Origin of the sequence: Arthrobacter sp. NPDC058192, from assembly GCF_042883665.1 — a bacterium.
Classification (GTDB): domain Bacteria; phylum Actinomycetota; class Actinomycetes; order Actinomycetales; family Micrococcaceae; genus Arthrobacter.
The window spans coordinates 39,951-63,140 of sequence record NZ_JBHVVJ010000021.1 but is presented as its reverse complement, the minus strand read 5'-3'; the positions used below and the strand labels follow the sequence as shown (position 1 = coordinate 63,140).

The 23,190-nt window shown below is 67.6% G+C and carries 19 protein-coding genes, 1 tRNA gene and 1 other RNA gene; 12 read left to right on the top strand and 9 right to left on the bottom strand.

Annotated features, from left to right (window positions below; all coding sequences use genetic code 11):
- Positions 1-47: 47 nt before the first annotated feature.
- Together ACFVVK_RS18810 and ACFVVK_RS18805 are read right to left on the bottom strand one after the other, a co-directional pair.
- Complete coding sequence (locus ACFVVK_RS18810; RefSeq protein WP_390270437.1) at positions 48-716, bottom strand: LytR C-terminal domain-containing protein; 669 nt, start codon at positions 714-716, stop codon at positions 48-50.
- Positions 709-1,008 (bottom strand): type II toxin-antitoxin system VapB family antitoxin, encoded by a 300-nt coding sequence (locus ACFVVK_RS18805; protein WP_120954228.1) that lies wholly within the window; start codon positions 1,006-1,008, stop codon positions 709-711. The genes ACFVVK_RS18810 and ACFVVK_RS18805 overlap by 8 nt, the downstream gene beginning before the upstream one ends.
- A 177-nt stretch (positions 1,009-1,185) precedes the next feature.
- Between ACFVVK_RS18805 and ACFVVK_RS18800 the strand changes: the two genes are divergently transcribed.
- Both ACFVVK_RS18800 and ACFVVK_RS18795 read left to right on the top strand, forming a co-directional pair.
- The gene (locus ACFVVK_RS18800) at positions 1,186-2,100 is read left to right on the top strand and encodes a hypothetical protein (protein ID WP_390270434.1); all 915 of its coding nucleotides are present in this window, start codon (positions 1,186-1,188) and stop codon (positions 2,098-2,100) included.
- Between the two features lie 298 nt (positions 2,101-2,398).
- Positions 2,399-3,814, top strand: coding sequence for a stealth family protein (locus ACFVVK_RS18795; protein ID WP_390270431.1), 1,416 nt, complete (start codon positions 2,399-2,401; stop codon positions 3,812-3,814).
- 80 nt (positions 3,815-3,894) lie between these two features.
- Here the strand turns inward: ACFVVK_RS18795 and ACFVVK_RS18790 are convergent, their stop codons facing one another.
- The 3 genes from ACFVVK_RS18790 to ACFVVK_RS18780 form a co-directional block, all read right to left on the bottom strand.
- Entirely contained in the window at positions 3,895-4,824 is a 930-nt protein-coding gene (locus tag ACFVVK_RS18790) for a phosphodiesterase (protein ID WP_390270428.1), read from the bottom strand.
- Positions 4,825-5,061: 237 nt separating this feature from the next.
- Positions 5,062-6,273, bottom strand: coding sequence for a formaldehyde dehydrogenase, glutathione-independent (gene fdhA, locus ACFVVK_RS18785; protein ID WP_390270425.1), 1,212 nt, complete (start codon positions 6,271-6,273; stop codon positions 5,062-5,064).
- A gap of 320 nt (positions 6,274-6,593) precedes the next feature.
- Complete coding sequence (locus tag ACFVVK_RS18780; RefSeq protein ID WP_390270423.1) at positions 6,594-8,081, bottom strand: M23 family metallopeptidase; 1,488 nt, start codon at positions 8,079-8,081, stop codon at positions 6,594-6,596.
- A 298-nt stretch (positions 8,082-8,379) separates the two neighbouring features.
- On the opposite strand from ACFVVK_RS18780, the gene ACFVVK_RS18775 reads away from it, so the two are divergent.
- Positions 8,380-9,291 carry an oxygenase MpaB family protein gene (locus ACFVVK_RS18775; RefSeq protein WP_390270420.1) on the top strand — a complete coding sequence of 304 codons (912 nt, stop codon included), beginning with the start codon at positions 8,380-8,382 and terminating at the stop codon, positions 9,289-9,291.
- 68 nt (positions 9,292-9,359) lie between these two features.
- Here ACFVVK_RS18775 and ACFVVK_RS18770 read toward each other — a convergent pair.
- A tRNA-Ser gene (locus ACFVVK_RS18770) sits at positions 9,360-9,444 on the bottom strand.
- Positions 9,445-9,913: 469 nt separating this feature from the next.
- Between ACFVVK_RS18770 and ffs the strand changes: the two genes are divergently transcribed.
- From ffs to ACFVVK_RS18745, 5 genes are all read left to right on the top strand, one after another.
- Positions 9,914-10,010, top strand: an RNA gene (ffs, locus tag ACFVVK_RS18765) — signal recognition particle sRNA small type.
- Between the two features lie 27 nt (positions 10,011-10,037).
- Entirely contained in the window at positions 10,038-13,130 is a 3,093-nt protein-coding gene (locus ACFVVK_RS18760) for a DNA polymerase III subunit gamma and tau (protein WP_390270417.1), read from the top strand.
- Positions 13,131-13,181: 51 nt separating this feature from the next.
- Entirely contained in the window at positions 13,182-13,781 is a 600-nt protein-coding gene (gene recR / locus ACFVVK_RS18755; protein WP_090954144.1) for a recombination mediator RecR, read from the top strand.
- A 7-nt stretch (positions 13,782-13,788) separates the two neighbouring features.
- A complete protein-coding gene (locus tag ACFVVK_RS18750) occupies positions 13,789-14,412 on the top strand; it encodes a GNAT family N-acetyltransferase (protein WP_390270412.1) in 624 nt (207 codons plus the stop codon).
- Between the two features lie 520 nt (positions 14,413-14,932).
- Positions 14,933-16,291, top strand: coding sequence for an aspartate kinase (locus ACFVVK_RS18745; RefSeq protein ID WP_390270409.1), 1,359 nt, complete (start codon positions 14,933-14,935; stop codon positions 16,289-16,291).
- 177 nt (positions 16,292-16,468) lie between these two features.
- On the opposite strand, the gene ACFVVK_RS18740 is transcribed toward ACFVVK_RS18745, so the two are convergent.
- Both ACFVVK_RS18740 and ACFVVK_RS18735 read right to left on the bottom strand, forming a co-directional pair.
- Complete coding sequence (locus tag ACFVVK_RS18740; RefSeq protein WP_390270469.1) at positions 16,469-16,663, bottom strand: hypothetical protein; 195 nt, start codon at positions 16,661-16,663, stop codon at positions 16,469-16,471.
- A gap of 145 nt (positions 16,664-16,808) precedes the next feature.
- Positions 16,809-17,033, bottom strand: coding sequence for a hypothetical protein (locus ACFVVK_RS18735; RefSeq protein ID WP_390270466.1), 225 nt, complete (start codon positions 17,031-17,033; stop codon positions 16,809-16,811).
- A gap of 154 nt (positions 17,034-17,187) precedes the next feature.
- Between ACFVVK_RS18735 and ACFVVK_RS18730 the strand changes: the two genes are divergently transcribed.
- The 4 genes from ACFVVK_RS18730 to ACFVVK_RS18715 all read left to right on the top strand — a co-directional run bounded on the left by ACFVVK_RS18730 (position 17,188) and on the right by ACFVVK_RS18715 (position 19,677).
- A complete protein-coding gene (locus tag ACFVVK_RS18730) occupies positions 17,188-17,670 on the top strand; it encodes a MarR family winged helix-turn-helix transcriptional regulator (protein ID WP_390270463.1) in 483 nt (160 codons plus the stop codon).
- 42 nt (positions 17,671-17,712) lie between these two features.
- Complete coding sequence (locus tag ACFVVK_RS18725) at positions 17,713-18,318, top strand: serine protease inhibitor (protein WP_390270406.1); 606 nt, start codon at positions 17,713-17,715, stop codon at positions 18,316-18,318.
- Positions 18,319-18,322: 4 nt separating this feature from the next.
- Positions 18,323-19,243 carry a 3-methyladenine DNA glycosylase gene (locus tag ACFVVK_RS18720; RefSeq protein WP_390270404.1) on the top strand — a complete coding sequence of 307 codons (921 nt, stop codon included), beginning with the start codon at positions 18,323-18,325 and terminating at the stop codon, positions 19,241-19,243.
- A 65-nt stretch (positions 19,244-19,308) separates the two neighbouring features.
- Entirely contained in the window at positions 19,309-19,677 is a 369-nt protein-coding gene (locus tag ACFVVK_RS18715; protein ID WP_390270401.1) for a serine protease inhibitor, read from the top strand.
- A 79-nt stretch (positions 19,678-19,756) separates the two neighbouring features.
- Here ACFVVK_RS18715 and ACFVVK_RS18710 read toward each other — a convergent pair whose 3' ends face one another.
- Positions 19,757-22,927 (bottom strand): S8 family serine peptidase, encoded by a 3,171-nt coding sequence (locus ACFVVK_RS18710; protein WP_390270460.1) that lies wholly within the window; start codon positions 22,925-22,927, stop codon positions 19,757-19,759.
- Positions 22,928-23,190 lie beyond the last annotated feature (263 nt).

The following is a 23,190-nucleotide window of genomic DNA, read 5'->3' as shown; positions in this document are numbered from 1 at the left end:
ACAACGCCGCCTTCCAGGGCCGGGGTCCTGTGCCCCGGGCCGCCCGGCTACTTCGCAGGGGTCGGCGATACCGTGGGCGCGACGGGGTAAGCAGACTCGTCTACGATGCGCCGGTCTTCCCGGGGGCAGCTGAGTTTGCCCGGCGTATGGTCCACGAGCTCCGGTTTCGCCAGTTGCTTGAAGTCCCCGGTCAGGATCACGTCCACGCTCGGGTCAGCCCGTCCGTCCTGGACGTAGTCCGAGCCGGGCAGGTTGCGCTGGACGCTGAAGGCTGCGGCCTGACCGGCGGCGCCGGAGACCACGAGTGCCACGCCGCGGTAGCTCGACGTCGTATTCGCCACGTTACCCACCAGGAACTTCCGGGCGGCGAACTGGTTGGCAACGCTCCGCGCCAGGCCCGGGCGGCTCGTGGCGTTGTAGACGTTGAGGTGGATTTTCGCCGGCGGCGTGTAGCCGAACGTCGCGGCCGGGCACACCGACACGGCTGCACGGCTACGCTCCGATACAGGAACCTTGATCTGGCCGTTCATGATGCCCAGGGCCACCACGATCGCCGCCACGATCATGCCGACGAGCAGCACCAGGACCGCGCTGTGCAGGACCCTGCGGCGCAGCCGGGCGGAATGGTCCGACTCCGCGATCGCGTCGCGCAGCTCGGAGCCACTGATGACGCGGTGCCCGTGCAGGATCCTGGAGTCGACCTTCTTCCTAGCCATTTATCACGAGGACCCGGGCGTGGATCGCGGTGCGCTGGTGAAGCGCGGTGCGGACTGCCCGGTGCAGGCCGTCTTCAAGGTAGAGGACGCCGCGGTATTCCACGACGTGCGGAAAGAGGTCGCCGAAGAAGGTGGAGTCCTCGGCCAGCAGGGCTTCGAGGTCCAGCGTGCGCTTCGTGGTCACCAGCTCATCAAGCCGGACGGGACGCGGCGGGAGGGCCGCCCAGTCCTTGGGCGTGTTGTAACCATGGTCAGGGTACGGGCGTCCCTCGCCCACAGCTTTGAATATCACCATGTCAGCCTAAGGAACTTGCGCGCTCAAAGGAATCGAAGTTCCCGGCCGGTGTCAGGTTGTGGCCAAACGGTAACCATTTGTGACGCTCCACCCGGCCCTGCCGCAACCGGGGAACGGCCGCCGACGTTCTGGGCACTTCACGCAAACGTCCGGGGCGGCTGACAGAATAGGCCTATGACTTCACCCGAGACTTCCCCTGTTCCGCCGCCGTCGGATCCCGTGCTGGCGCTGCTGCTTGACGTCGACGGTCCGGTCGCAAGCCCGGTCACGCGCGAGGTGCAGCCCGGAATCATCGCGGACCTGCTTGGCCTGGCCGCCGCCGGGGTGCCGGTCATCTTCAACACCGGACGGTCGGACACGTTCATCCGCGAGCAGGTCATGGAGCCCATGATCGCCGCCGGCATGCCTGCGGGCGCCGTCATCCACGCCATTTGCGAGAAGGGGGCCGTCTGGTTCAGCTATACCGCGGAAGGTCCCGGACCTGTGCACGTCGACCACGAACTCGCGATGCCCCGAGCCTTCGGCGACGACGTCCGCCGCCTCGTTGCCGAGGACTACTCGGCCCACATGTTCTTTGACGAAACGAAGCGTGCCATGGTGTCGGTGGAGCAGCACGTTGCCGTTGCCAGTGCCGATTACCTGGCCGAGCAGGAACTCTTCGACGCCGACGCCATGGACCTCATGGCGCGCCACGGGCTCGGCGTGGTGAGGCTGGACCACCACGCCCCGAATTCGGATGACCAGATCGACTTCCGCGTCGATCCGACCATCATCTCCACTGATATCGAATCCGTGCGGCTGGGCAAGGACCTGGGGGCGAGCCGGGCGGTGGAATTCCTGGCTGCGCAGGGCATCACGCCCCAGGCCTGGCGCACGGTGGGCGACTCCCGCACGGACTACGCCATGGCTGACTGGCTGCACCACAACGACCATGCCGTCAAGCACGTGGACGTCCGGCCCGCAGACGGCATTCCGGTGAAGCCGTACGAGGTTCTCACCGCCGCCGACCTGGGGCTCGGCGAGGACGTGATCCATGACGACGCCGGCGCCGCCTTCCTGCACCACTGGCTGGCCGTCGTCAGCGGCTGAGGTCCTTCCGTTCCCGCATTCCGGCGTCACATGCCGGCCGTTCCGGCGCGACATTCCGCGGCTTTTGAGGACCGCGTTATCATGCAAGTAGATACCACCCACCCAGAGAAGCCGGAGAATCGACATCACCGAAGCAGCGATCCAAGACGAGGTTTACTATGGCAGCCAGGCGTCTGAGGACGCCCACGCCGAGATCACGTCGGCGGCGGCCGTCGCCAGATTCAGGACTCGCTCCGATGTCGTCCGGCGGCGCAACCGCTATGCGCTGATAAACGAGAACCGCACCCCGTACCAGGCGATGGTCGAAGACCTGCTCTTCCTGCGGTCCGTCCTGGCCGGCGCGGGCCTGGGCTATCTGCTGGTCCGGGGCAACAACGACCGGCCGGTCATTGCCGTGGACTGGAAGCACCGGAAGGAACTCCGGCGTGCCCTCGTGGAGGCGTGCCGCGATGAGCCCTTCTATTCGATGAGCGTCGACGCCAAGAAGAAATCCGCGGTGCTGGTGGCCGACGGTGAGCTCTCCCCCAACCGGCAGTCCAGGATTTTCCGGCTGTACCGGCCCCGGGTTGAACCGGAGGGAGGCTTTGAGTTCGGCGCCTCCGCCGGCGTCCAGCTCGAGCTCTGGAGCTTCGAGGGCGACCAGCTGATCCTGCCGATCGAAAATTCGCTGACGCGCCGGACCCTGCTGGCCCAGGACGCGGTCCGCGGCACGGTGGAGCGCTACGGCCACACCTGGCCCACCATCGAGAACATGTTTGCGGACCACGCCAGCGACATCAGCTTCGACGTCGATCTGGTGTTCTCCTGGGTGGACGGCAGCTCCCCCGAGTACATCGCAGCCCGCCGGGCCCGGATGGCCGGCGTAGTGGTGGGGGAAGGCGACGACCACGAGGCCCGCTTCCGCCAAATCAACGAGCTCAAGTACGCCCTGCGCTCTGTGTACATGTTCGCGCCGTGGATCCGCCGGATTTTCATTGCCACCGACTCCCCCGCGCCGTCCTGGCTGGCCGACCACCCGGGCGTGACCATTGTGCGCAGTGAGGAGTTCTTCGCCGATCCGTCGGTCCTGCCGACCCACAATTCGCAGGCGGTGGAGTGCCAGCTGCACCGCATCGACGGACTCTCCGAGCATTTCCTGTATTCGAATGACGACATGTTTTTCGGCCGGGCCGTGGGACCGGACATGTTCTTCACTCCCGGGGGCATTACAAAGTTCATCGAGGCCGAGACACGCATCGGGCTGGGTGACAACGACGCCGAACGCAGCGGCTTTGAGAACGCTGCCCGGGTGAACCGGAAGCTGCTCTGGAACCGTTTTGGCCGCATCACCACCCGGCACCTGGAGCACACTGCGGCCCCGCTGCGGCGCAGCGTGGTCGAGCAGATGGAACAGGAGTTCCCTGCCGAGTTCGCCAAGACAGCCGCGAGCACCTTCCGCGCGGCGGACAACATCTCGGTGACCAACTCGTTCTACCACTACTACGCGCTGCTCACCGGCCGGGCCGTGACGCAGACGGCCGCCAGAGTGCGCTACGTGGATACGACAGCGCGGGCGGGCCTGAATTACCTGCCCAAACTTCTGGCCAAGCGGAACATGGACTTCTTCTGCCTCAACGACGGCAGCTTTCCCGAGGTCGAGGCCCAAGAGCGGGCCGAACTGGTCACGGACTTCCTGGAGAAGTACTACCCCATCAAGGCGCCCTGGGAAAAGTAAGCGGGCAGTGCCTTGATGCCGGGGCCGGGGATCGGCGTCGGCCGCGCTCGCCACCTCGCCGGAGACCGCCGTCGGCCGGCTCAATTGAGCGTGGTGAACCTTCGGTGGGCCGGCGCCTCCAACTGAGCCTGCTCCGGAACAAGGATCCCGGCGGCCGAGAGCCGGCGCTGGACTTCCTCAGCCGGGACGAACTCGCCGACGGCCGGGGTGTCGCCGAGCAGCACCACGGAGTGCACCACCGTATGTTCATAGACGTGCACCAGGTTGAACGCCTGCCCTCCGTCGCGGCCGCGAGTGCCTCCCACGGCTACGTTCAGGTCCTGCGTGTAGCAGGTGGCCGATGCCACGGACACGGGGATGCCGGCAAACGTTGCCGTGGTGGAGTAGTGCAGGTGGCCGCCCAGGATGGCACGGACGTCGGAGTTGCGCAGGACCCCGGCGAGTGCCGCCTGGCCGCGGAGTTCCACGAGCACGGCCAGGTCAAGCACGGAGGGTACCGGCGGGTGGTGGAGCGCAAGGATGGTCCCGTCCGGCGCCGGGGTGGCGAGTTCGGCCGCCAGCCAGTCCAACTGGTCGTCGCTCAGTTCGCCATGGTGGAAGCCGGGCACGGACGTGTCCAAGGTGATGATGCGCAGGCCGTTGACGAAGTAGCTGTGGTCCACCGGCGAATCATCGCCCACCTGGTCCAGCAGCCCGGCGCGGAAATTGGCGCGGTCGTCGTGGTTGCCCATGGCCCAGATGACTTTGGCGCCCATGGCCTTGCACGCCGGTTCCACGATCGCGCGAAGCTTGACGTAGGCCTCCGGTTCGCCGAGGTCCGCCAGGTCTCCTGTGAATATCACGGCTTCGGGGCGTGCACCCGAGGCGAGGACCTCGTCGAAGAGTTGCCGGAGCAGGGCTTCGCTGTCAACAACGCCGTGCAGGGATTGCGTTCCCCCCAGCAAATGGGGGTCGCTCAGGTGAAGTAGGAAATGACGTGGCCTGGGGTGCTGGGCCTCGATGCGCTCCATTGCTGCCTTCTTGGTTGGGTGGAAGCGGTGCCTCCAGTGTCCCTCTCAGTAGGGACCATCCAACCAGACATTAGGAAAACAATGTAAGTACTGCGGCTGCCGTGTGAGGAAATTGGCCCTTAACAAGGGGCCGCTCCTGATATGCCTCTACCGGCATATGAAGGGAGCGGCCGCCCCGGCGGCACCCCGGGCCCCGGTCAACAGGGGAACGAGCGGTGCCGCCGGGGTGCAGGCCAGCTAACTCAGGTAGCCGTTCGGGTTGAGCACATACTTCGTCGCCGCACCGGCGTCGAATTCCGCGTAACCCTTGGGAGCGTCCTCCAAGGAAATGGCCTTGGCGTTGACGTTCTTGGCGATGTTTACCTTGTCATGCAGGATGGCCGACATCAGCTGCCGGTTGTATTTCATAACCGGACACTGTCCCGTGGTGAAGCTGAGCGACTTTGCCCAGCCTGTTCCGAGGCTGAGTGAGAGCGCGCCCTTTTTCGCAGCCTCGTCTACGCCGCCCGGATCGCCCGTGACGTAGAGTCCGGGAATGCCCACGGCCCCACCGGCGGCGGTGATCTCCATCAGCGAGTTCAACACCGTTGCGGGCGCTTCCTTGGCCCCCGCCCCGTGGCTCTTCGCCTCGAATCCCACCGCGTCCACGGCGCAATCGACTTCCGGAACGCCGAGGATCTGCTCAATTTGTTCCGCGGGGCCGCCCTTGGTCAGGTCCACGGTCTCGCAGCCGAAGCTGCGCGCCTGGGCCAGACGCTCCTCATTCAGATCTCCGACAATCACGACGGCGGCACCCAACAGCTGCGCGCTCGTTGCCGCAGCCAGACCGACGGGTCCTGCGCCGGCGATGTAGACGGTGTTGCCGACGCCGACGCCCGCGCTGACGGCGCCGTGGAATCCGGTCGGGAAGATGTCCGAGAGCATGGCCAGGTCCATGATTTTTTCGAGTGCCTGGTCCTTGTCCGGGAACTTCAGCAAATTCCAGTCGGCGTAAGGCACCAGGACGAAGTTGGCCTGGCCGCCCACCCAGCCGCCCATGTCCACATAGCCGTAGGCAGCGCCCGGGCGGGCCGGATTGACGTTCAAGCAGATGCCGGTCTTGCGTTCCTTGCAGTTCCGGCAGCGCCCGCAGGCGATGTTGAACGGGACCGAACAGATGTCTCCGACTTTGATGAATTCAACGTCCGGACCGACTTCCACCACCTCGCCGGTGATCTCGTGGCCGAGCACCAGATCAGCCGGGGCCGTGGTGCGTCCCCTCACCATGTGCTGGTCGGAGCCGCAGATATTCGTGGCAACGGTTTTGAGGATGGCTCCGTGGCGCACCGGCCGGCCCACGTTGGCGGGGTTGACCCCCGGGCCATCCTTTAGTTCGAACTCCGGGTAGTCGATGTCAATAACTGCAACTTTGCCCGGTCCCTTGTAGGCAACGGCTTTGTTCCCTGTCATGTCGTTCCTCCTTGTTTGACGGTCCCCGTGGGGCGTCCACTTGTGATTCACGAAGCTCCCTGATGGCCCTCCCCGCGCGCCCACCGGAATGTCACCTGTCGCCGGAATGCAGGCCGCAGCCGGCGCGTGGAGGCCCGGAATGTTGGAGGGTGCCGCCAGTCTAGGGGTTGGTGATGGTCAGGGCTAGAGCTGATCTGCCCTTCACCGGCCCCGATTTTTTTGCTTGCACCGGGAGGTTCCCGCGTGCACCGACGGTCAGCGGCGTCCGGGGACGTCGCCGGCCCGGCCCGCGGGCGCTAGTGGCCGGGGTCTGGAGGCGGTTAGCGGCTGGGCGCTGCGGTCGGCGCTGGTGAGGAAGTTGTGGTGGCGGGCCGGGTCACCGGCGCGGACGAGGTCGCGTCGGCGGCCTCCGTTGCGGTTGCGGAGGCCGAAGCGCGGGCCGAGGAGGGCCGGGGCGTTACGGACGGCGGGACCGGCGCGGTGGCTGTCGGCGGCAACGTCGCCGTGCTGGTCCCCGTTGGCGTGGCGGTCGCTCCGGTAGTCGTCGGCGTCGGTGTCACCGGGGGCTTGGGCGAGGCGCTGGTGCGGGTCGGTGTCGGCGTTGGAGAGGGTGTGGCCGTACCGGTTCCGGTCGGCCCAGGTGTGACGGGTGTGCCGGTTGGAGTCGGAGTCGGCGTCGCGGTTGTGCCGGTCGGCGTCGGCTTAGGCGAGGCGGGTGTGCCGGACGGCGTCGGCGTCGGCTTAGGCGAGGCGGGTGTGCCGGACGGCGTCGGCGTCGGCTTAGGCGAGGCGGGTGGGCCGGACGGCGTCGGCGTCGGCGTCGGCGTTGGCTTAGGCGAGGCGGGTGTGCCGGACGGCGTCGGCGTCGGCGTCGCGGGTGTGCCGGTCGGCGTCGGCGTCGCGGTGCCGGAGGCGGCTTCGGTGGCTGCGGCCGAGGCGCTGGCATGGGGTTTGGCCGCCACCGCGGCAGGCTGCTCCTGTACGCCCCCGGCCACCACGTGGGTCAGGTCTTCCCGGACGGGGACGGCCCACCCAATAGTTGTATTGGACGGCTTTCCGGCGTCAGGCGCGTAGCTGGTCATTTCGATGGGGCCGAGTTGGTCTATCTGCTTGATGGGAATCAGCGTCCAGTCCCGCGGATCGGTATGTGAGCCGTTGAGGATGGTTTCGAAATGCAGGTGGCAGCCGGTCGAGGATCCCGTTGTGCCGACCCTGGCGATGACCTCCCCCACGCGCACGGAGTCGCCCTTCTTGACGGCGATCGCCTCCAGGTGGTTGTAGGTGGTGATGAGGCCATTGCCATGGTCGATTTCCACCCGGTTGCCGCCGCCCCACGGGTGCCACCCGACCGCCCGCACCACACCGGCGTCGGCGGAGTAGACGCGGGTTCCGCAGGCCGCGGCGAAGTCTTGACCCCAATGGAATTCGCCCGCCGCGCCCGTCAGGGGGCTGGTGCGCAGCCCGAACGGCGACGAGGGCACCAGCGATTCCAGCGGAGCCATGAGGAAGCCGAGCAGGGGCCGTTTGAGGCTCGCCGAGGCCACATTGAGTTCGCCGCCTTTACCTTCCCGGGTCAACGTTCCCACGGTGCTCCGGCTGAAGCCCACGAGTGCCTGCGCGTCGGCGGTGACCGTCCCGGAAGTCCCCGCGGATGTTGTGGCAGGAGCCGCGACGGCGTGGGCAGACGGATCCAGCGTTTGGGGCCCCACCGAACCGGCGGCCGGCACGACGGCGGGCGCACTGTAGGGTGCGATCCCTCTCAGCCCCTGAAAGCCGCCGAACGCCAGGACGGCGAGTGACAGGCACAAGCCTCCTGATGCACAACGCACGGCAATTGTCCGCGCCCTGCTCGACGGCTCACTCGATGAGTTTCCCCAGTGTTTTCCCACGTGTGACTCCTGCAATTGGGTGCCCGCAGACCCCAGTCTTCACGGACTTATCCCCTATGGGACCACAGAGAACCGGCCCTGTGAACCGCCTGCAGACCCCTTTTGCGGCCCCTCACGGAGATCCGGGGGCCGCACCCAGTAGCGCGTCGGCGGCGGCCAAGTAGTCCTCCGCGGACTCGCAGGTGCCGGACGCCCGGGAGCCGAGTAAGAATGGAGGATGCGCAATGTCCTCAGGGATTGGCAGACAGAACTGAAGCAAACGTTCACCGGGACGCGGGACGCCGTGCCCGAGTGGGTGCCCCTGCTTGCCGAGGGAAATGACGTCGGCTACCACTTGCCGGGCTCCGCAGTCTGGGCCGTGCACGGTGACATGCCGACCATCGTGGCGGGAATCCGGGCCCTGCTGATGCAGGCCCTCCATCCTGGTGCATTGGCCGGCGTGCACGATCATTCCCGTTTCCGCAAAGACCCCCTGGGCCGCCTGGCGGGCACCATCCGCTGGATTTTCACTGTTTCCTACGGTTCCACCGACGCCGCACGCGCGGCCTCGGAGTGGGTTCTCCGGCTCCACCGGAAGGTCCGGGGAGACTTCGTGGACGGCCACGGCGTCGAGCGCAGTTACGCGGCCAACGACCCGGAGCTGCTCCGCTGGGTGCACATTGCCTTCACCGACGCCTTCCTCTCGGCCCACAAGGTGTGGGGACGGCCGATTCCGGGTGGACCTGATGCCTACGTCCGGGAGTGGGCCCAGGCCGGACGGCTCATGGGTGTGGAATCCCCGCCGCTGAGCGAGGCGGAGATGCGGCAGCAGCTGGACCGCTGGTACGACGACGGCGAGCTCCGCAGTGACGAGCGGGTGGCCGAAACGGTGGCGTTCATCCGGGATCCGCCACTCCACCCTGCGCTCAAGCCGGGCTACCGGGTGCTGTTCGCGGCCGCCGTGTCCAGCCTCGAGCCCAAATACCGCGAGCTTCTCGGCCTCCGGACCGCGAGGCTTGGCCCCATCCCGTTGCCCATTACCGTGGCGACGCGCGTCACGCTCGGGGTCGTGCACGTTGCCCTGGGCAGGGTGGGACCGAGCGAGCAGGCTGCGAGAACGCGCCTGCGCCGGCTGGGCTACAGCGCCTGAGCCGGGCGGGATTCCTAAAAGGCCTTGGACGCAAAAAGGCCCCGGTCCAAGAGGACCGGGGCCAGCCGCGGAGAATGGGGGATTTGAACCCCCGAGGGCGTTAACCCAACACGCGTTCCAGGCGTGCGCCATAGGCCGCTAGGCGAATTCTCCAGTTGCTTCTGAATCAAAAGCAGATACTAGACTACCTGAACTTTCCAGCTTCGCCCAATTGAGCCCCCTCCGCCCGGGCGGAGAGCATCTCGGGGACAGGCTCCGTGCCCGCGTCCAAGGCTGGACACGATCCCGCTGAACCCGGCCCTGCGCGCAGCCCTGGTCGCGAAAAAGGCCGGGAATGGACATGTCCCCCGGCCAACCGCCCCACCACCGGACATGCTCCACGCACGCGCCCAAGGCTGGACATAATCCCGCAGAGCCCAACCCTGCGCGCGAAAAATGGACATGCCCCCCGGTCAGCCGCCCCACCACCGGACATGCTCCACGCCCGCGCCCAAGGCCGGACATGGTCTCGCAAAGCCCCGGCCTGCCCAGCCCTTACCCCGAAAAATGGGCATGTCCCGCCGCGGAGACACATCGAAACCTGACCAATTCGGGGCACACTGAATCGTCAGGTAAACTTGCTGACGGCCCCTCATGTGGCGTCATCCTGTTGAACTCCCCCAGGACCGGAAGGTAGCAAGGGTAAGCGGGCTCTGGCGGGTGCATGAGGGGTCTTTTATGTCAGTGCCGATTGGTAGGGTTTATCTGTGACTGTTACTACCGCCCTCTACCGTCGATACCGCCCCGATTCGTTCGCGGACGTCATCGGGCAGGAGCACGTCACTGAGCCCCTCATGACGGCCTTGCGCAAGAACCGGGTCAACCACGCCTATCTCTTTTCGGGCCCCCGCGGCTGCGGCAAGACAACTTCTGCCCGCATCCTGGCCCGCTGCCTGAACTGCGCCGAAGGACCCACGGACACCCCCTGCGGCAAGTGCCCCAGCTGTGTTGAACTCGCGCGCGGCGGTTCAGGCTCGCTGGATGTGATCGAGATCGACGCCGCCAGCCACGGCGGTGTGGACGACGCCCGCGACCTCCGTGAACGGGCCACCTACGCTCCGGTCCGGGACCGTTACAAGATCTTCATCATTGATGAAGCCCACATGGTCACGTCGGCCGGCTTCAACGCCCTGCTCAAGATCGTCGAAGAGCCGCCGGAGCACATCAAGTTCATCTTCGCCACGACGGAGCCGGACAAGGTGATCGGCACCATCCGGTCCCGCACGCACCACTACCCTTTCCGGCTCGTGCCGCCGGAGCCGCTGATGGCGTACCTGGAACTCCTCTGCGCGCAGGAGAATGTCGCGGTGGCGCCGGGTGTGCTTTCGCTCGTCATCCGTGCCGGCGGCGGTTCCGTGCGCGACTCCCTCTCCGTCCTGGACCAGCTCATGGCCGGCGCCGGACCCAACGGCCTGGACTACGAACTCGCCGTCGCCCTCCTGGGCTACACTCACGCTTCCCTGCTGGATGACGTCGTCGAAGCCGTCGCCGCGTCGGACTCGGCCACGGTATTCCGCGCGGTGGACCGGGTCATCCAGACCGGGCACGATCCGCGTCGCTTCGTCGAAGACCTGCTGGAACGCTTCCGCGACCTCATCATCGTCCAGGCGATGCCCGAAAGCGCCCAGTCCATCCTCCGCGGCATGCCCGGGGACCAAATCGCCCGCATGCAGAACCAGGCGCACAATCTCGGGGCTGCTGAGCTCTCCCGCGCGGCAGACGTCACCAACACGGCGCTCACCGAAATGACCGGGGCGACGTCCCCGCGCCTGCATCTGGAACTGCTGTGTGCCCGCATCCTGTTGCCCAGCTCGGAACAGACAGAACGCGGCATCGCCGCCCGGATCGACCGTGTCGAACGGCGCTTGAACTACGCCGGTAACGACGTCGGGTCTCCCCTCGAGGGAGCACCGGCAGCCCGTCCGGCGGCTCCGGCTGCAGCAGCAGTGACCGACGCACCCGCCGGGCGGCGGCCGGTCGAACCGATACAAGCCGAACGGCCGCAGGGCGCGCAGCCGCCGGCCGCTGTTGCGGTGCCCCCGGCTCCTGCGCCCGCAGCTGTACGCGCGGAGGAGTCCGCCCGGCAGCCGCTGACGGCGCCCCGCGTCAGCACCAGCGACTGGCCCGTGGACGAGCCCGCGGCTGCCAGCAGGGTGGGGTCCGCGTCTCCGCAAGCGTCCGCTTCCCCGCAAGCAACCGCCCCGTCACGTGCAGCGGCTCCGCCCACCGGCGCCCCGTCAGCCGGGCCCGCGCCGGCAGCTGCCGCTGAGGCTGCACCTCCCGCTCCTGCACCTCCCGCTCCTGCACGGCCCGAACCGGCCACGGCCGTCCCGGCACCTGCAGCAGTGCCGGCTGCCGTGTCCGGCCCGAGCGCCGACGTCGAGGTCTTGCGCCGTGCGTGGCCGGAGATCCTGCAGTCCCTGACGAAAATCAAGCGCAGCACCTGGGCGCTGGTGGAGCCCAACGCCCAGGTCGGCCATTTCGAAGACCATGTCCTGACGCTCGCGTTCACTACCCCGGGGCTGGCCGGCGCGTTCGGCCGGGCCGACCACGCCGACAACCTCCGGCAGGCGATCCACCAGACGATCGGAATCGACTGCCAGATCCGAGCCGTGGCCGGCGGCGGCAACAGCCCGGCGAGCTCTGAGCCAAACCCAAAAGCGCCCGCTAGCCGGGAAACTCCGGCAACGTCGGCCGACGTCGCCTGGGGCCTGAGTCCTGCTCCGCAGCCGGCGGCGAACACCGCCGTGGAAGCCGTCACCGGGATGGGGTCTGCCCCGGCGAACGGTTCCTCTGCCGTCGCGCCGGAAACTCAGCCCGACCGCACCCCCGCCGGAGCGGCTGCGGCGGAATCTTCGGAACCCGCACCGGCTGCCGCTCCGTCGGTGTCTCCCGACCACTCGGCGCCGGTCGCGCAACCGGCCGCCGCTGTTCCCGCAGTCCAGGCCCCGGTTCGTGTTCCCGGACCCGGGCCAGCCGCAGGCCCGGCGGCGCCCCAGGAGGCTGCCGGGTCCTATGCCGACCCTGATGACGACTGGGGACCGCCACGGGATGAGGACGCCCCGGCGCTGGACGAAGAACCGCCCATGGATTGGGACCCGACGCCTGCCGCCCCGTCCCCACGCTCCGCGCCCGCAGTGCCGGCGCCGGTCCGGGAGCCCGCCCCCACGGCATCGTCTGGCGCCGCCGCTTCCTCGGCCGGAACGTCCCAGGCGCGCCACGACACCCTGGCCGACCCCTGGGCGCGCGCCGTCGAGCAGTCGCCCGGCATCTGGGCGGTCGGCACAGAATCCAACGTCGGCCAACACGCGACGCCGGAAACGGAGCCACCCGCGCCCGAACCGGAACCCGCGCATTACGAGCCGGCCGCTGCACAGATCCCGGAATACGCCGGCGTCGTGTCCGCACCATCCGGGCTGACCCCGGAACGCTCAGCCCCGACGGACGCGGCCCCGGCACCCGCCGCCCCGCAGACCGCCGCCCAGTTCGCTGCCCTGGCGGCCGTGGCTGCCGTTGCGTCTCCAGTGGCCACGGTTCCCGAGCCTGCCGCAACGGCCGGCCGGCAAAGCCTGTACCAGCGGCTGTCGAACAGTCCCGAGGCCGAGGCCGGGCGAGCGAAGGCCCCGGCCCGCGCGGCCGCCGCCGCAGCCACCGTCTACGTCCAGGACATTCCGAGTGCCGACGACGAAACGATCGAGGAATCGGGCGTCTTCGGCCGGGCCGCGGTCGAGCGCATCCTGGGCGGAAAACTTGTGGAGGAACGCGCCCTGGACGGAAGCCCGCTGCCGCCGCGCTTCTAGCAGACCCCTGCCGGCTGGTCCCGGCACCATTTCCAAACGAACGAGGACATTGTGTACGAGGGTGCAGTTCAAGAGCTGATCGATGAGCTCGGACGCCTTCCCGGGGTCGGGCCCAAGTCTGCCCAGCGGCTGGCGTTCCACATCCTCGAGGCCGATCCGCAGGACATGAAACGGCTCGTCGACGCCATCACTACGGTGAAGGAACGCGTCAAGTTCTGCACGGTCTGCGGCAACGTGACCGAGCAGGAACTGTGCAACATCTGCCGTGACCCGCGCCGGGATCCCGCGGTGATCTGCGTCGTCGAGGAATCCAAGGACGTCCTGGCGGTGGAGCGGACACGGTCGTTCCGCGGCAGGTACCACGTGCTCGGCGGGGCGATTAACCCGATCGCCGGCATCGGTCCGGAACAGCTGCGGATCCGTGAGCTGCTGACCCGGCTCAACGACGGCGCCATCCAGGAAATCATCATCGCGACCGACCCCAACCTTGAGGGCGAGGCCACGGCGACGTATCTGGCCCGGATGCTCAAGTCGATCGGCATCGCAGTCACCCGGCTCGCCTCGGGCCTGCCCGTGGGCGGGGACCTGGAATACGCCGACGAGGTCACCCTCGGCAGAGCCTTCGAGGGCCGCCGCAACGCGCTGAGCTGACGGCCTCATGACAGCCGCCGCGGGCGTCACCCCCGCCCCTTTCCTCACCGAACGCCTGCTGTTGCGTCCGTTGACGAACGACGACGCCGGTGCGCTGCTGCGATTCCGCTCTCACCCGTCGGCCACGCGCTACCTGTCCCACGGGCCGCTCACCCCGGAGCAGAACAATGCCCGGCTTCAGCAGGCGCTGCGCGCCGCGGAGTCCTCCACCGCCCAGTGGTTTCACTTCGGGTGGGCCATCGAGCTGCGGGCCACCGGTGAAATCGTCGGCGACGGCCGGACCTCGAACACTGAGGAACCCCCGACGCCGGGACGGCTCCCCGCCGAGTGCGCGAGCCTGGGCTACGTCCTGCACCCGGAACACCATGGGCTGGGCCTTGGCCGGGAGGCCGTTGGCGCCCTGATCGAGTGGCTGTTTAGCGCCCGCGGGAGTGAGACCATTTTCGCGGGCGTGTACGAGCCCAATCTCCCTTCGCGCCGTCTGCTCGAGGCCCTGGGCTTCGGGAAAGACCGTTTCTTTCCGGTGGCCGAGGATACCGCGGGCAAGCAACTGCCGTCCTGGCGCTACCGGCTAGACCGCATCGACCCGCGCCAGCACCCGCCCGCCGGCACAGGGGGAAAGCTGCACTAGCTGCGCTGAACCGGTTAGTTGGTGACGCGGCTCGGCTGCCACTCCTCTAACGCCTCCCGGCCGCTCTCGCGCGCCGCCTCAACACCCCCGGCCACTGGACATGTCCCGTGCCCCGGCCGGGGAATGGACATAATGCCCTTCTGCCCACCCCTCGGCGCGAAGAATGGGCATGTCCCTCGGACCTGCAGAAACCTGGAAAACATGCCCATCCCGGTCCGCGAAGAATGGGCATGTCCCTCGAGGCGGGGAGCATGTCCACTCCTGGTCCGCAGCGTGGGACATGTCCCGTGGGAGGTCATGCCTCCGGCGGCGAAGAATGGGCATGTCCCTCGAGGCGGGGAGCATGTCCACGCGCGGCCGCCAGCGTGGGACATGTCCGGTGGAACGGGGCGCCTTGTCTGCCATTCGGTCACAATTCAACGGCGCGGGGCGCACGGCGATAAACTGGGGTGAGAAGTTACGCCGTCGCGCCGTTTGGTTGCCTGGCCCAGAACCCCGATGATCCAGTGAGGGTGCGCGAATGAGTTTGCCCACTACCGAAGTCCAGCCCGGATCGCAGCCCCAGACGCTGCCCGCCGTGGCCGCCGCCACCAAGCACCTTGTGGTGAAAAAGTTTGGCGGATCCTCCGTGGCGGATGCAGAGGGCATCAAGCGCGTCGCCCGCAGGGTCGTGGACGCCCACAACGCCGGCGATGAGGTGGTGGTGGTGGTTTCCGCCATGGGCGACACCACCGACGAGCTCCTCGACCTCGCCGGACAATTGACCGATTCCGCCCCGGCCCGCGAGATGGACATGCTCCTTTCCGCCGGGGAACGCATCTCGATGGCGCTGCTGGCCATGGCCATCAACAAGTTCGGCGCCTCGGCCCAGTCCTTCACCGGTTCACAGGCCGGCATGATCACCGACGGCATCCACGGCAAGGCCCGGATCATCGACGTCGACCCGCACCGCATCCGCACCGCTCTGGACAAGGGCCACATCGCGATCGTCGCCGGGTTCCAGGGCATGAGCCGGACCACGAACGAGATCACTACGCTCGGCCGCGGCGGTTCCGACACGACGGCGGTGGCCCTCGCCGCCGCGCTGGACGCGGATGTCTGCGAGATCTTCACCGACGTCGACGGCGTCTACACCGCCGATCCACGCGTTGTCGCGTCGGCCCGGAAAATCGACCGGATCTCCAGCGAGGAAATGCTGGAACTAGCCGCCTCGGGCGCCAAGATCCTGCACCTGCGCTGCGTCGAGTACGCCCGCCGCTTCGGCGTACCCTTGCACGTCCGATCCTCGTTCAGCCAGAATGAAGGCACCTGGGTCCTCCCCGGCGCCGACGACAAGATCACGACCCAAGAGGGAGTTGCCTTGGAGCAGCCAATCATCTCCGGTGTTGCACACGACCGTTCCGAAGCCAAAGTCACGGTTGTTGGCGTGCCGGACATCCCGGGCAAGGCTGCGGCCATCTTCCAGGTCATCGCGGACGCCCACTCGAACATCGACATGATCGTCCAGAACGTCTCCACCCACGGCACCGGCCGGACCGACATCTCCTTCACCCTCCCGATCGTCGAGGGCGCCGAGGCCCTGGCCGCGCTGCACGCCGCACAGGATCGGATCGGCTTCGAAAGCATCGAGTACAACGAGCAGATCGGCAAGCTTTCGCTGATCGGCGCCGGAATGCGCTCGCACCCAGGCGTGTCCGCACGTTTCTTCGCGGCCCTCTCCGAAGCCGGGATCAACATCAACATGATCTCCACCTCGGAGATCCGCATCTCGGTGGTCACCCACGCGGACCTGCTCGACGACGCCGTCAGGGCCATCCACAGGGCGTTTGACCTCGACACCGAAGACGAAGCCACCGTCTACGGCGGCACCGGCCGCTAGGCAACCAGCCGCCAGGGAACCAGCCGCCAGGGAATCGGCGCGCTGCGGCCCCCTGCTCCGGTCAGTGGGCGGTCGAGCCAGAGGGCGCGCGGGCTGCGGCATGAAAAAGGGAGCGGCGCGCCGCTCCCTTTTTCATGTACATCGCATCCTCACAGCGCATCCGCGCCGACCTAGGCTTCAGACCTGCTCGTTCCCGAGATCTGTTTTACGGACAGCGTAGTGATGCCCCTGATCGTCTGTCTCCACTTCAAAACCCGCCAGGTCGTCTTCGGAGGCGTGCTCGAAGTCGTCATGCCGGTGAATAACGGGCGCCGCGGGGTCCTTGCGGTCTGCCGGGCCGAACAAGTACCGCAGCTTGTCGGTCTTGTCCATAAAAGCCTTGACCGTACGTGTCACTAGTCCCACCCCCTTTCCTTGTCGCGGGTGGTTCAGGCTGCTGCACAGCGGTGTGTCAGTGCCCTCATTTTACGCCCGACGGCGGCAAAATGCCCGGGTGGAAGCGGTGCGGAGTGGGGGGCTAGCGCAGGGATTTGTCGTCGGGGTTGCGCGGCACCACATAGGTGCTGCCGTCGGCCCGGTGCACTGTCTCCCACTGCCGGGTTTCGGCCTCCCGCGCCGCCAGCAGCCGCCTGTTCTGCTCGGTCATCTCGTGGCCGAGGGAACTGCGGTTGGCCGGGCCGAAGATGGCCCGGAGCTTCCCGGTGGCCCGCATGAACCTCGCGGAGGCGTTTTCCTTGGCCATGTCTATCCTTTCCTGGGAGCGAGACATTGCCTCCAGTGTACGCTAATCATTAGTGCACTAACGATCGGAAGGAATGGGTGTGACTAATCGAACGGCGGACGCCGCGGCGGAGCTGCAAGCACAGGCCTCGGAGCATGCCGAGCCGGCGCCGCCCGTGCAGGCAACGCAGCCCTCGCAGGCAGACCCAGAATCCCTGGCAGCGAGGGACGACCTCCTCTTGGAACAGCAGCTGTGTTTTGCCTTGACGGTGGCCTCCCGCGCCGTCGTCGGCGCCTACAAGCCAGTCCTGGACAAGCTTGGCCTGACCCATCCGCAGTATCTCGTCATGCTGTGCCTGTGGGAAGCCAGCCCGAGGTCGGTCCGCGACATCAGCGACGCGCTGGCCCAGGAGCCGGCCACCATCTCACCGCTTCTGCGCCGCCTCGAAACGGCGGGGTTTGTTACCCGCCAAAGGATGGACGGCAACGAGCGCACTCTGGATGTCCGGCTGACGCCCCGTGGAGCCGCCCTTCGAGAGCAGGCCATCCAGGTCCCGGGCATCATGATGGCGCGGCTTGGCCTGACCCGCGAACAGGTCGCCCAGCTGCATGCGTCCATGATGGAACTGATCGAGGCCACCCGGCCCGGCTCGGAGTAGGTACACCGGCGGTAGACTGGGCGCAACAGAGGAGGACTGCTCATGCGCACGCAATCGGGCCGCCCGGCACTTGCCCTGGCGGCCACTCTGATGGTCGCGGCCGGCTTGGCCGCCTGCACGCCAAACGGCGGGCCCTCGCCGTCCCCCTCGGCCAGCACGACGACGGCCCCCTCCAGCCCCTCGACGGGCACCCCGAGCGGCACCGCGACAGGCACTCCGTCGCCGGACACTGAGACGACCGCCCCGGCCCCTTCACCCACGGCGGCCCCGCTGCCGACCGGGCCGGGCCAGGGCAACGCCGAGCTCGCCATCATGATCAAGCCGTCCGAGACCGGCACAGCCACGAACTTCACGCTCGTCTGCCAGAACGGGGTGCCCGCGCCCGAAAGCCAGCACCCCAACGCCGCGGCAGCCTGCCTCGCCATCAAGAACAACCCCGCCATCCTCAGCCCCGCCCCGCCCGGCAAGGGCCAGGTCTGCACCCAGCAGGCCGCTCCGGCCGTGTACGGCGGCCCGCAGGTCGCGACCGTCACCGGCGTCGTGGACGGCCGTCCGGTGCAGGCGAGCTACAGCCTGAAAGACGGCTGTGAAATCGCCGCATGGAACGCCGCCAAGGACGTCCTGGGCTCATCCGGCGGGGCGAGCTAAGCCCTTGCTCCTGTCGCAAAACGAATGGCTGCCACGCCAGGCCGCCCACGAGCAACGCGTCCGCCGCTACGCGGACCCCTACCTTGAGCGGCGCTCAGCGGGCCGGAAGCATCCGGTGGAGGATTTCCTCTTCACCTATTACACCCAGAAGCCCGGACAGCTGCTGCGCTGGCACCCGGGCGCCGGCGTCGTGCTCTGCGGCCCCGAGGCAGCGGCGCGGACCGGCTGGAAATACTACCGGGCGGCCGACGACGCCGAACTCGCCGCCGCGGGGCTGCCGCCGGGTTCGCCCGCAGTGACGGTCGACGTCGACGCCTTCATCCAGGACCGCCGGGAGGCGGTGCAGTTTGCCGGGCTCATCCTTGCCGGCACCGCCGCGCGGCCGGCCCAGTTCGGCTGCTTCGGGCTGCACGAGTGGGCCATGGTCTACCGGCAGGACAAGTTCGACCTCCGGCACGAGTACCTGCAGTTGCGGCTGGGGTCCGGGCGCACCGACGAGGTGGTCGAGGAGAACCGGATCCGGTGTTCGCATTTCGACGCGTTCCGGTTCTACACGCCGGACGCGGTGCCGTTGAACAGCATGGTCCCCAGCAGGGAAAACCAGCGGACCATGGAGCAGCCCGGGTGCCTGCACGCCAACATGGACCTCTACAAGTGGGCGTACAAACTCGCTCCCTTGCTGCCCAGCGAGATCGTGATGGATTGCTTCGAACTGTCCTGGCGGATCCGGGCCATGGACATGCAGGCTTCGCCGTACGATCTTGCCGACTGGGGCTATCCGGCCATCCGGATAGAGACGCCGGACGGCAAGGCCGAGTACGTTGAATACCAGCGGGCGTTCGCGGCAGAGTCACAGCAGCTCCGGCAGCGGCTGCTGCAGCACCTGGAACCCCTGGTCACGGCCGCTGCGACGCCGCGGCCGTGACCGCCCGGGGACCCGCACGGGGTCCGGACGACAGCATAGCCTGAGCACAACGTGAAGGGACCGACATGACAGACACGGCCAACCCGCAGGTCGATCTCACCATCCGCCTGAGCGAGGCCCCCGGCGCCCCGGAATACATCTTCCGGCTGGAGGCCGGCGACGGCGGCCCCTCCGCTGCCTCGACGCTTCCCGATCCGGCCGCCGCCCTTGAGGCCGTCCGGCACCATGGGGAGGCGATCTTCTTCCCCAAGCCCGGTCCGCCGCCGCTGTGTACGCAGCAGTACGGCGGGCCCCAGACCGCCGTGGTGACCGGCCGGTACCTTGGCCGCGAGGTCCATTGCCGGTTCAGCCGGACCGACGGGTGCGAGATCGCGCGCTGGCGCGCCATGGCGGCGCTGCTGGGCGGCAGCGCCGGTTCCACGGGCGCAGTCTGACCTGAAATGGACGGGCTTAAACGGCAACGGCCGGCGGTGTGAACCGCCGGCCGTTGCCGATTCTTGCTGCCGATTCGGCCTAGATGGCGTTGTTCGGGGCGAAGGGCTGAACGCTGTTCTGGAACTTGCCCTCCTCGTCCTTCACCTTCTTGCCCTTGTCCTTCTTGTCCTTGTGGGCGGTGTCGCCGTCGGCGTTTTCACCCGGACCGTCGTTGGAGTCCTGGTCCTCCGAGGTCGGCGGTACCACGACCGTTCCGGCCGGGGTCACCAGGACGGAGACAAACGTCGGGTCGCTGGCACCGGCGAAGGTGACGCGTCCGATGTAGGAACCGGTCTCCAGTCCGGACCAGGCCAGCGTGACCTTGCCGGCCTTGCCGTTGGGGAGCCGAAGCGGGTTCGGGTTCAGCGAGGCCTTGCCCGCGACCTTGCCCAGCACTGCGGCGTCGACCGAGGCTTTGGTGGCCTGGTTGTTCGGGCTGGCGTACAGGTTTGCGTAGATCGTGTACGCACCCGGGGTCGGGTTGGGGATGGACACCGATTCGCTGGCCGAGGACGTCGCGACCGTCAGCGGTCCGTCGGGGGTCATGACGTACATGTCGAAGTCAGCGTTCGGGTCCGCGGAGATGACCGAGAACTTTGCCAGCGGGCTGCCCGCCGGGACCTGGACCGTCTTGACGAGGTTCGAGGCATCCTTTACACCCGTGAACGGACCCGGGACGAGCTCGACGGCGGTGGAGTCGGCCTTCGAGAGACCATCGAGGGTCATGTTGACCGGCGAGTTGGTGCCGGAGACCACCTTGATATCGCCCGAGCCGTTGCCACCCTGAGAGGTAAAGGCGACATCGGACAGGGCCACGAGCGACTGTGGGCGGACCGCGATCGGCGATGCCACGTTCTTGCCGGCACCCTGCCAGGTCAGCGAACCGGTCGCGAACTTGCCCAGGGGTGCGCCCTGGTTCTCAAAAGAGACCTTGAACGTGCGCTTTTCACCCGCGGCGCTGAAGTTCAGGGCGGCGGGGGTCACACTGACCTTGATGCCGGGGACGTCGAACTTGGCCTTGTAAACCCCCGGAGTCAGGGCAGTCAGTGTACGGGTGACCTCAATCTTCCCGGCCAGGTTACCCAGGGCAAAGGACGGGAGGTTCATATCCCGCGGCTTGATGATGCCGATCCCCGGGATCCTGACGTCGAAACCCGTGCCCCGGGCGAACGCCAGGTAGTCCTCCGTGGTGGCGTCGTAGACGAGGCCCGGATCCAGCACGCGGGCCGGGTCCACCTGGCCCGCACCGGTGGCAAAGACATCGGTGTTCTTGGAACCGTCGGCGTTCAAAACATCGCTCGTGGTGGTCATCATCGCGGACTTGACCGTCGCCGGGGACCACATGGGCTTCTTGGCCAGGATCAGCGCGCCGAAGCCGGCCACGTGCGGGGAGGCCATGGAGGTGCCGGAGAGGAAACCGAAGTTGTCTCCGCCGGTGCCGATCGGCGAAACGCCGGCCAGCACGGCCACACCGGGGGCCGCGACGTCGGGCTTCAGGAGATCAGAGCCTGCGGCCAGCAGCGGGCCGCGGGAGGAGAACCCGGCGATCTGCGGCTGCGCCTCGAGGGGCAGTCCGGTGGTGTCCTTGTTGACCAGGGAAACCGTGATGGCCGGGTTGGCGGCAACCTTGGCCTTGATGGCCTCGGTGGCGGGCGGGTTCACGTGGACGGTGGGGACCGAGTGCTTGTCCGTGTCGAGCGAGGAGTTGGTCAGGTTGACGAGGATCATGCCGACGCCGCCGCCGCGTTTGACCTCGGCGCTCTTTGCGACCCGGTCAACGACGCCGCGGTCGCAGACCACCACCTTGCCGGCGATCTTGGCCGGGTCAAGCGACCCGGCGCCGCACAGGGCCGGGCTGGTGCTGCCGGCGGCGGCTGCGTTGGCCGCCAGCACAACGCCTGCATTGGAGACCTGGCTGTTCATGATGCTGGCGCCGCGGTATTTGCTGCCGTCGGAGAACTCGACCGTCCCCTGCAGTTCCTGCGAGAAGCTGGTCGCGGCGACCGTGGTCAGCCAGGGTGCGCCGTGGTTCACGGTGCTGGCGGTCGGGCCGGAGTTGCCGGCGGAGACGGCGACGAAGATACCGGCCGATGCGGCGGAAAGGAACGCCATGGAGACCGGGTCCGTAGTGGTGTCCGTCGCGCCGGAGATGGAGTAGTTCAGGACGTCCACGCCGTCCTGGATGGCCTGGTTGATGGCATCGATGGACGCTGAGGAGTAGCAGCCACCGGTGTTGGGATCCTTGTCTTCCCAGCAGACCTTGTAGATGGAGAGCTTCGCGGCTGGCGCGATGCCGCTGGTCTTGCCGAAGCTCCGGCCGTCGACCGAGGCTTCGACGTTGGCGTTCCCGGCAGCCGTGCTGGCGGTGTGGGTTCCGTGGCTGGCGACGTCGACGGGCGACAGCCGTTCACCCGGGGCCCACTCTGACTTCGGGACAGTGGCGGCGAAGTCATCGCCGAAGTAACGCGCGCTCAGGACCTTGGAGTTGCAGGCGGTGCCGTCAAAGTCGGTGCCGGTCTGGCAGTCGCCCTTGAAGTCCTCGCCGTCGGCCTTGAGCATCTTGATCTTGCCGTCGGTGTCGCGGTAGGGCACGCCGACCACCGGGGCTCCCGTGAGCGGCTTCACCTCGTCGCCGGCGAAGAACGCGCTGGACGGGGTGTACCCGGTATCGATGACGCCGACGACGACGCCCTTGCCGGCTCCGTCCTGGCCGCCGAACTTGGTGTTCCAGGTGCCGTTGGGGCCGCTGAGCTTCAGGAAGTCGGTGGTGGAGTAGTCGGGGGCGTTCTCGGTGTCCGGCGCGACCAGCAGGACACCGGGGTCCCTGGCCAGCTTGAGGGCCTGACCGGCCGTCAGCTTGGCGCTGAAGCCGTTGAGGGCCGCGGTGAACTGGCGCTGGATCTTGACGCCCTGCTGGCCGGCCAGCTGGGCCTGCTTCTGCTCCAGGTGCGACTTGTACTGTTTAACCTCGGGCCTGTTCGCGTCGAGCTTTTTACCGGACACCGGCTTCGTCGCGGCGAGGCCGGGCGTGCCGCCGTCGTAGGTTGCAGACGGCTTTTCCGCCAAGACCACGATGTAGCGGCCGTCCTTGTAGTTGTTCGGGTCAATGTTCTTCTGCGCGACGCTGGCTGCAGCCGGTCCCCGGGCCGGGGCCGCATTGGCGGGTGCGATAGCGATGGTGGACAGAAGAACCGGCAAGCCCAGGGTCAGTGCCGCGGCCCTCCGTAGTCCCCCGCTTCGAAGGAAGCTCTTTCCTGGTGTTGTCACGAGTGTTTGAACCTTTCGTAAAGGAACGGCTCGGCTTTCATACCGGGCCCCGCGGGCTGGCGGGCCGGACCGGGCGATCGCCCGGCCGCCCCGACGGATACCAGCCGCTTCATACAGTACAGACTGAGAGCTGAATATGACATAGACCACAAGGAGCTTTTTACTTTTTTTGTCACGCAACGCGACAGGACGGTCGATGGCCCCCA

Excerpts from the sequence above, each read along its gene's own strand:
- ACFVVK_RS18810 (WP_390270437.1), bottom strand. The coding sequence starts at position 716 with ATGGCTAGGAAGAAGGTCGACTCCAGGATCCTGCACGGGCACCGCGTC.
- ACFVVK_RS18800 (WP_390270434.1), top strand. The coding sequence starts at position 1,186 with ATGACTTCACCCGAGACTTCCCCTGTTCCGCCGCCGTCGGATCCCGTG.
- ACFVVK_RS18795 (WP_390270431.1), top strand. The coding sequence starts at position 2,399 with ATGGTCGAAGACCTGCTCTTCCTGCGGTCCGTCCTGGCCGGCGCGGGC.
- ACFVVK_RS18790 (WP_390270428.1), bottom strand. The coding sequence starts at position 4,824 with ATGGAGCGCATCGAGGCCCAGCACCCCAGGCCACGTCATTTCCTACTT.
- fdhA (WP_390270425.1), bottom strand. The coding sequence starts at position 6,273 with ATGACAGGGAACAAAGCCGTTGCCTACAAGGGACCGGGCAAAGTTGCA.
- ACFVVK_RS18775 (WP_390270420.1), top strand. The coding sequence starts at position 8,380 with ATGCGCAATGTCCTCAGGGATTGGCAGACAGAACTGAAGCAAACGTTC.
- ACFVVK_RS18750 (WP_390270412.1), top strand. The coding sequence starts at position 13,789 with ATGACAGCCGCCGCGGGCGTCACCCCCGCCCCTTTCCTCACCGAACGC.
- ACFVVK_RS18745 (WP_390270409.1), top strand. The coding sequence starts at position 14,933 with ATGAGTTTGCCCACTACCGAAGTCCAGCCCGGATCGCAGCCCCAGACG.
- ACFVVK_RS18740 (WP_390270469.1), bottom strand. The coding sequence starts at position 16,663 with ATGGACAAGACCGACAAGCTGCGGTACTTGTTCGGCCCGGCAGACCGC.
- ACFVVK_RS18735 (WP_390270466.1), bottom strand. The coding sequence starts at position 17,033 with ATGGCCAAGGAAAACGCCTCCGCGAGGTTCATGCGGGCCACCGGGAAG.
- ACFVVK_RS18725 (WP_390270406.1), top strand. The coding sequence starts at position 17,713 with ATGCGCACGCAATCGGGCCGCCCGGCACTTGCCCTGGCGGCCACTCTG.
- ACFVVK_RS18715 (WP_390270401.1), top strand. The coding sequence starts at position 19,309 with ATGACAGACACGGCCAACCCGCAGGTCGATCTCACCATCCGCCTGAGC.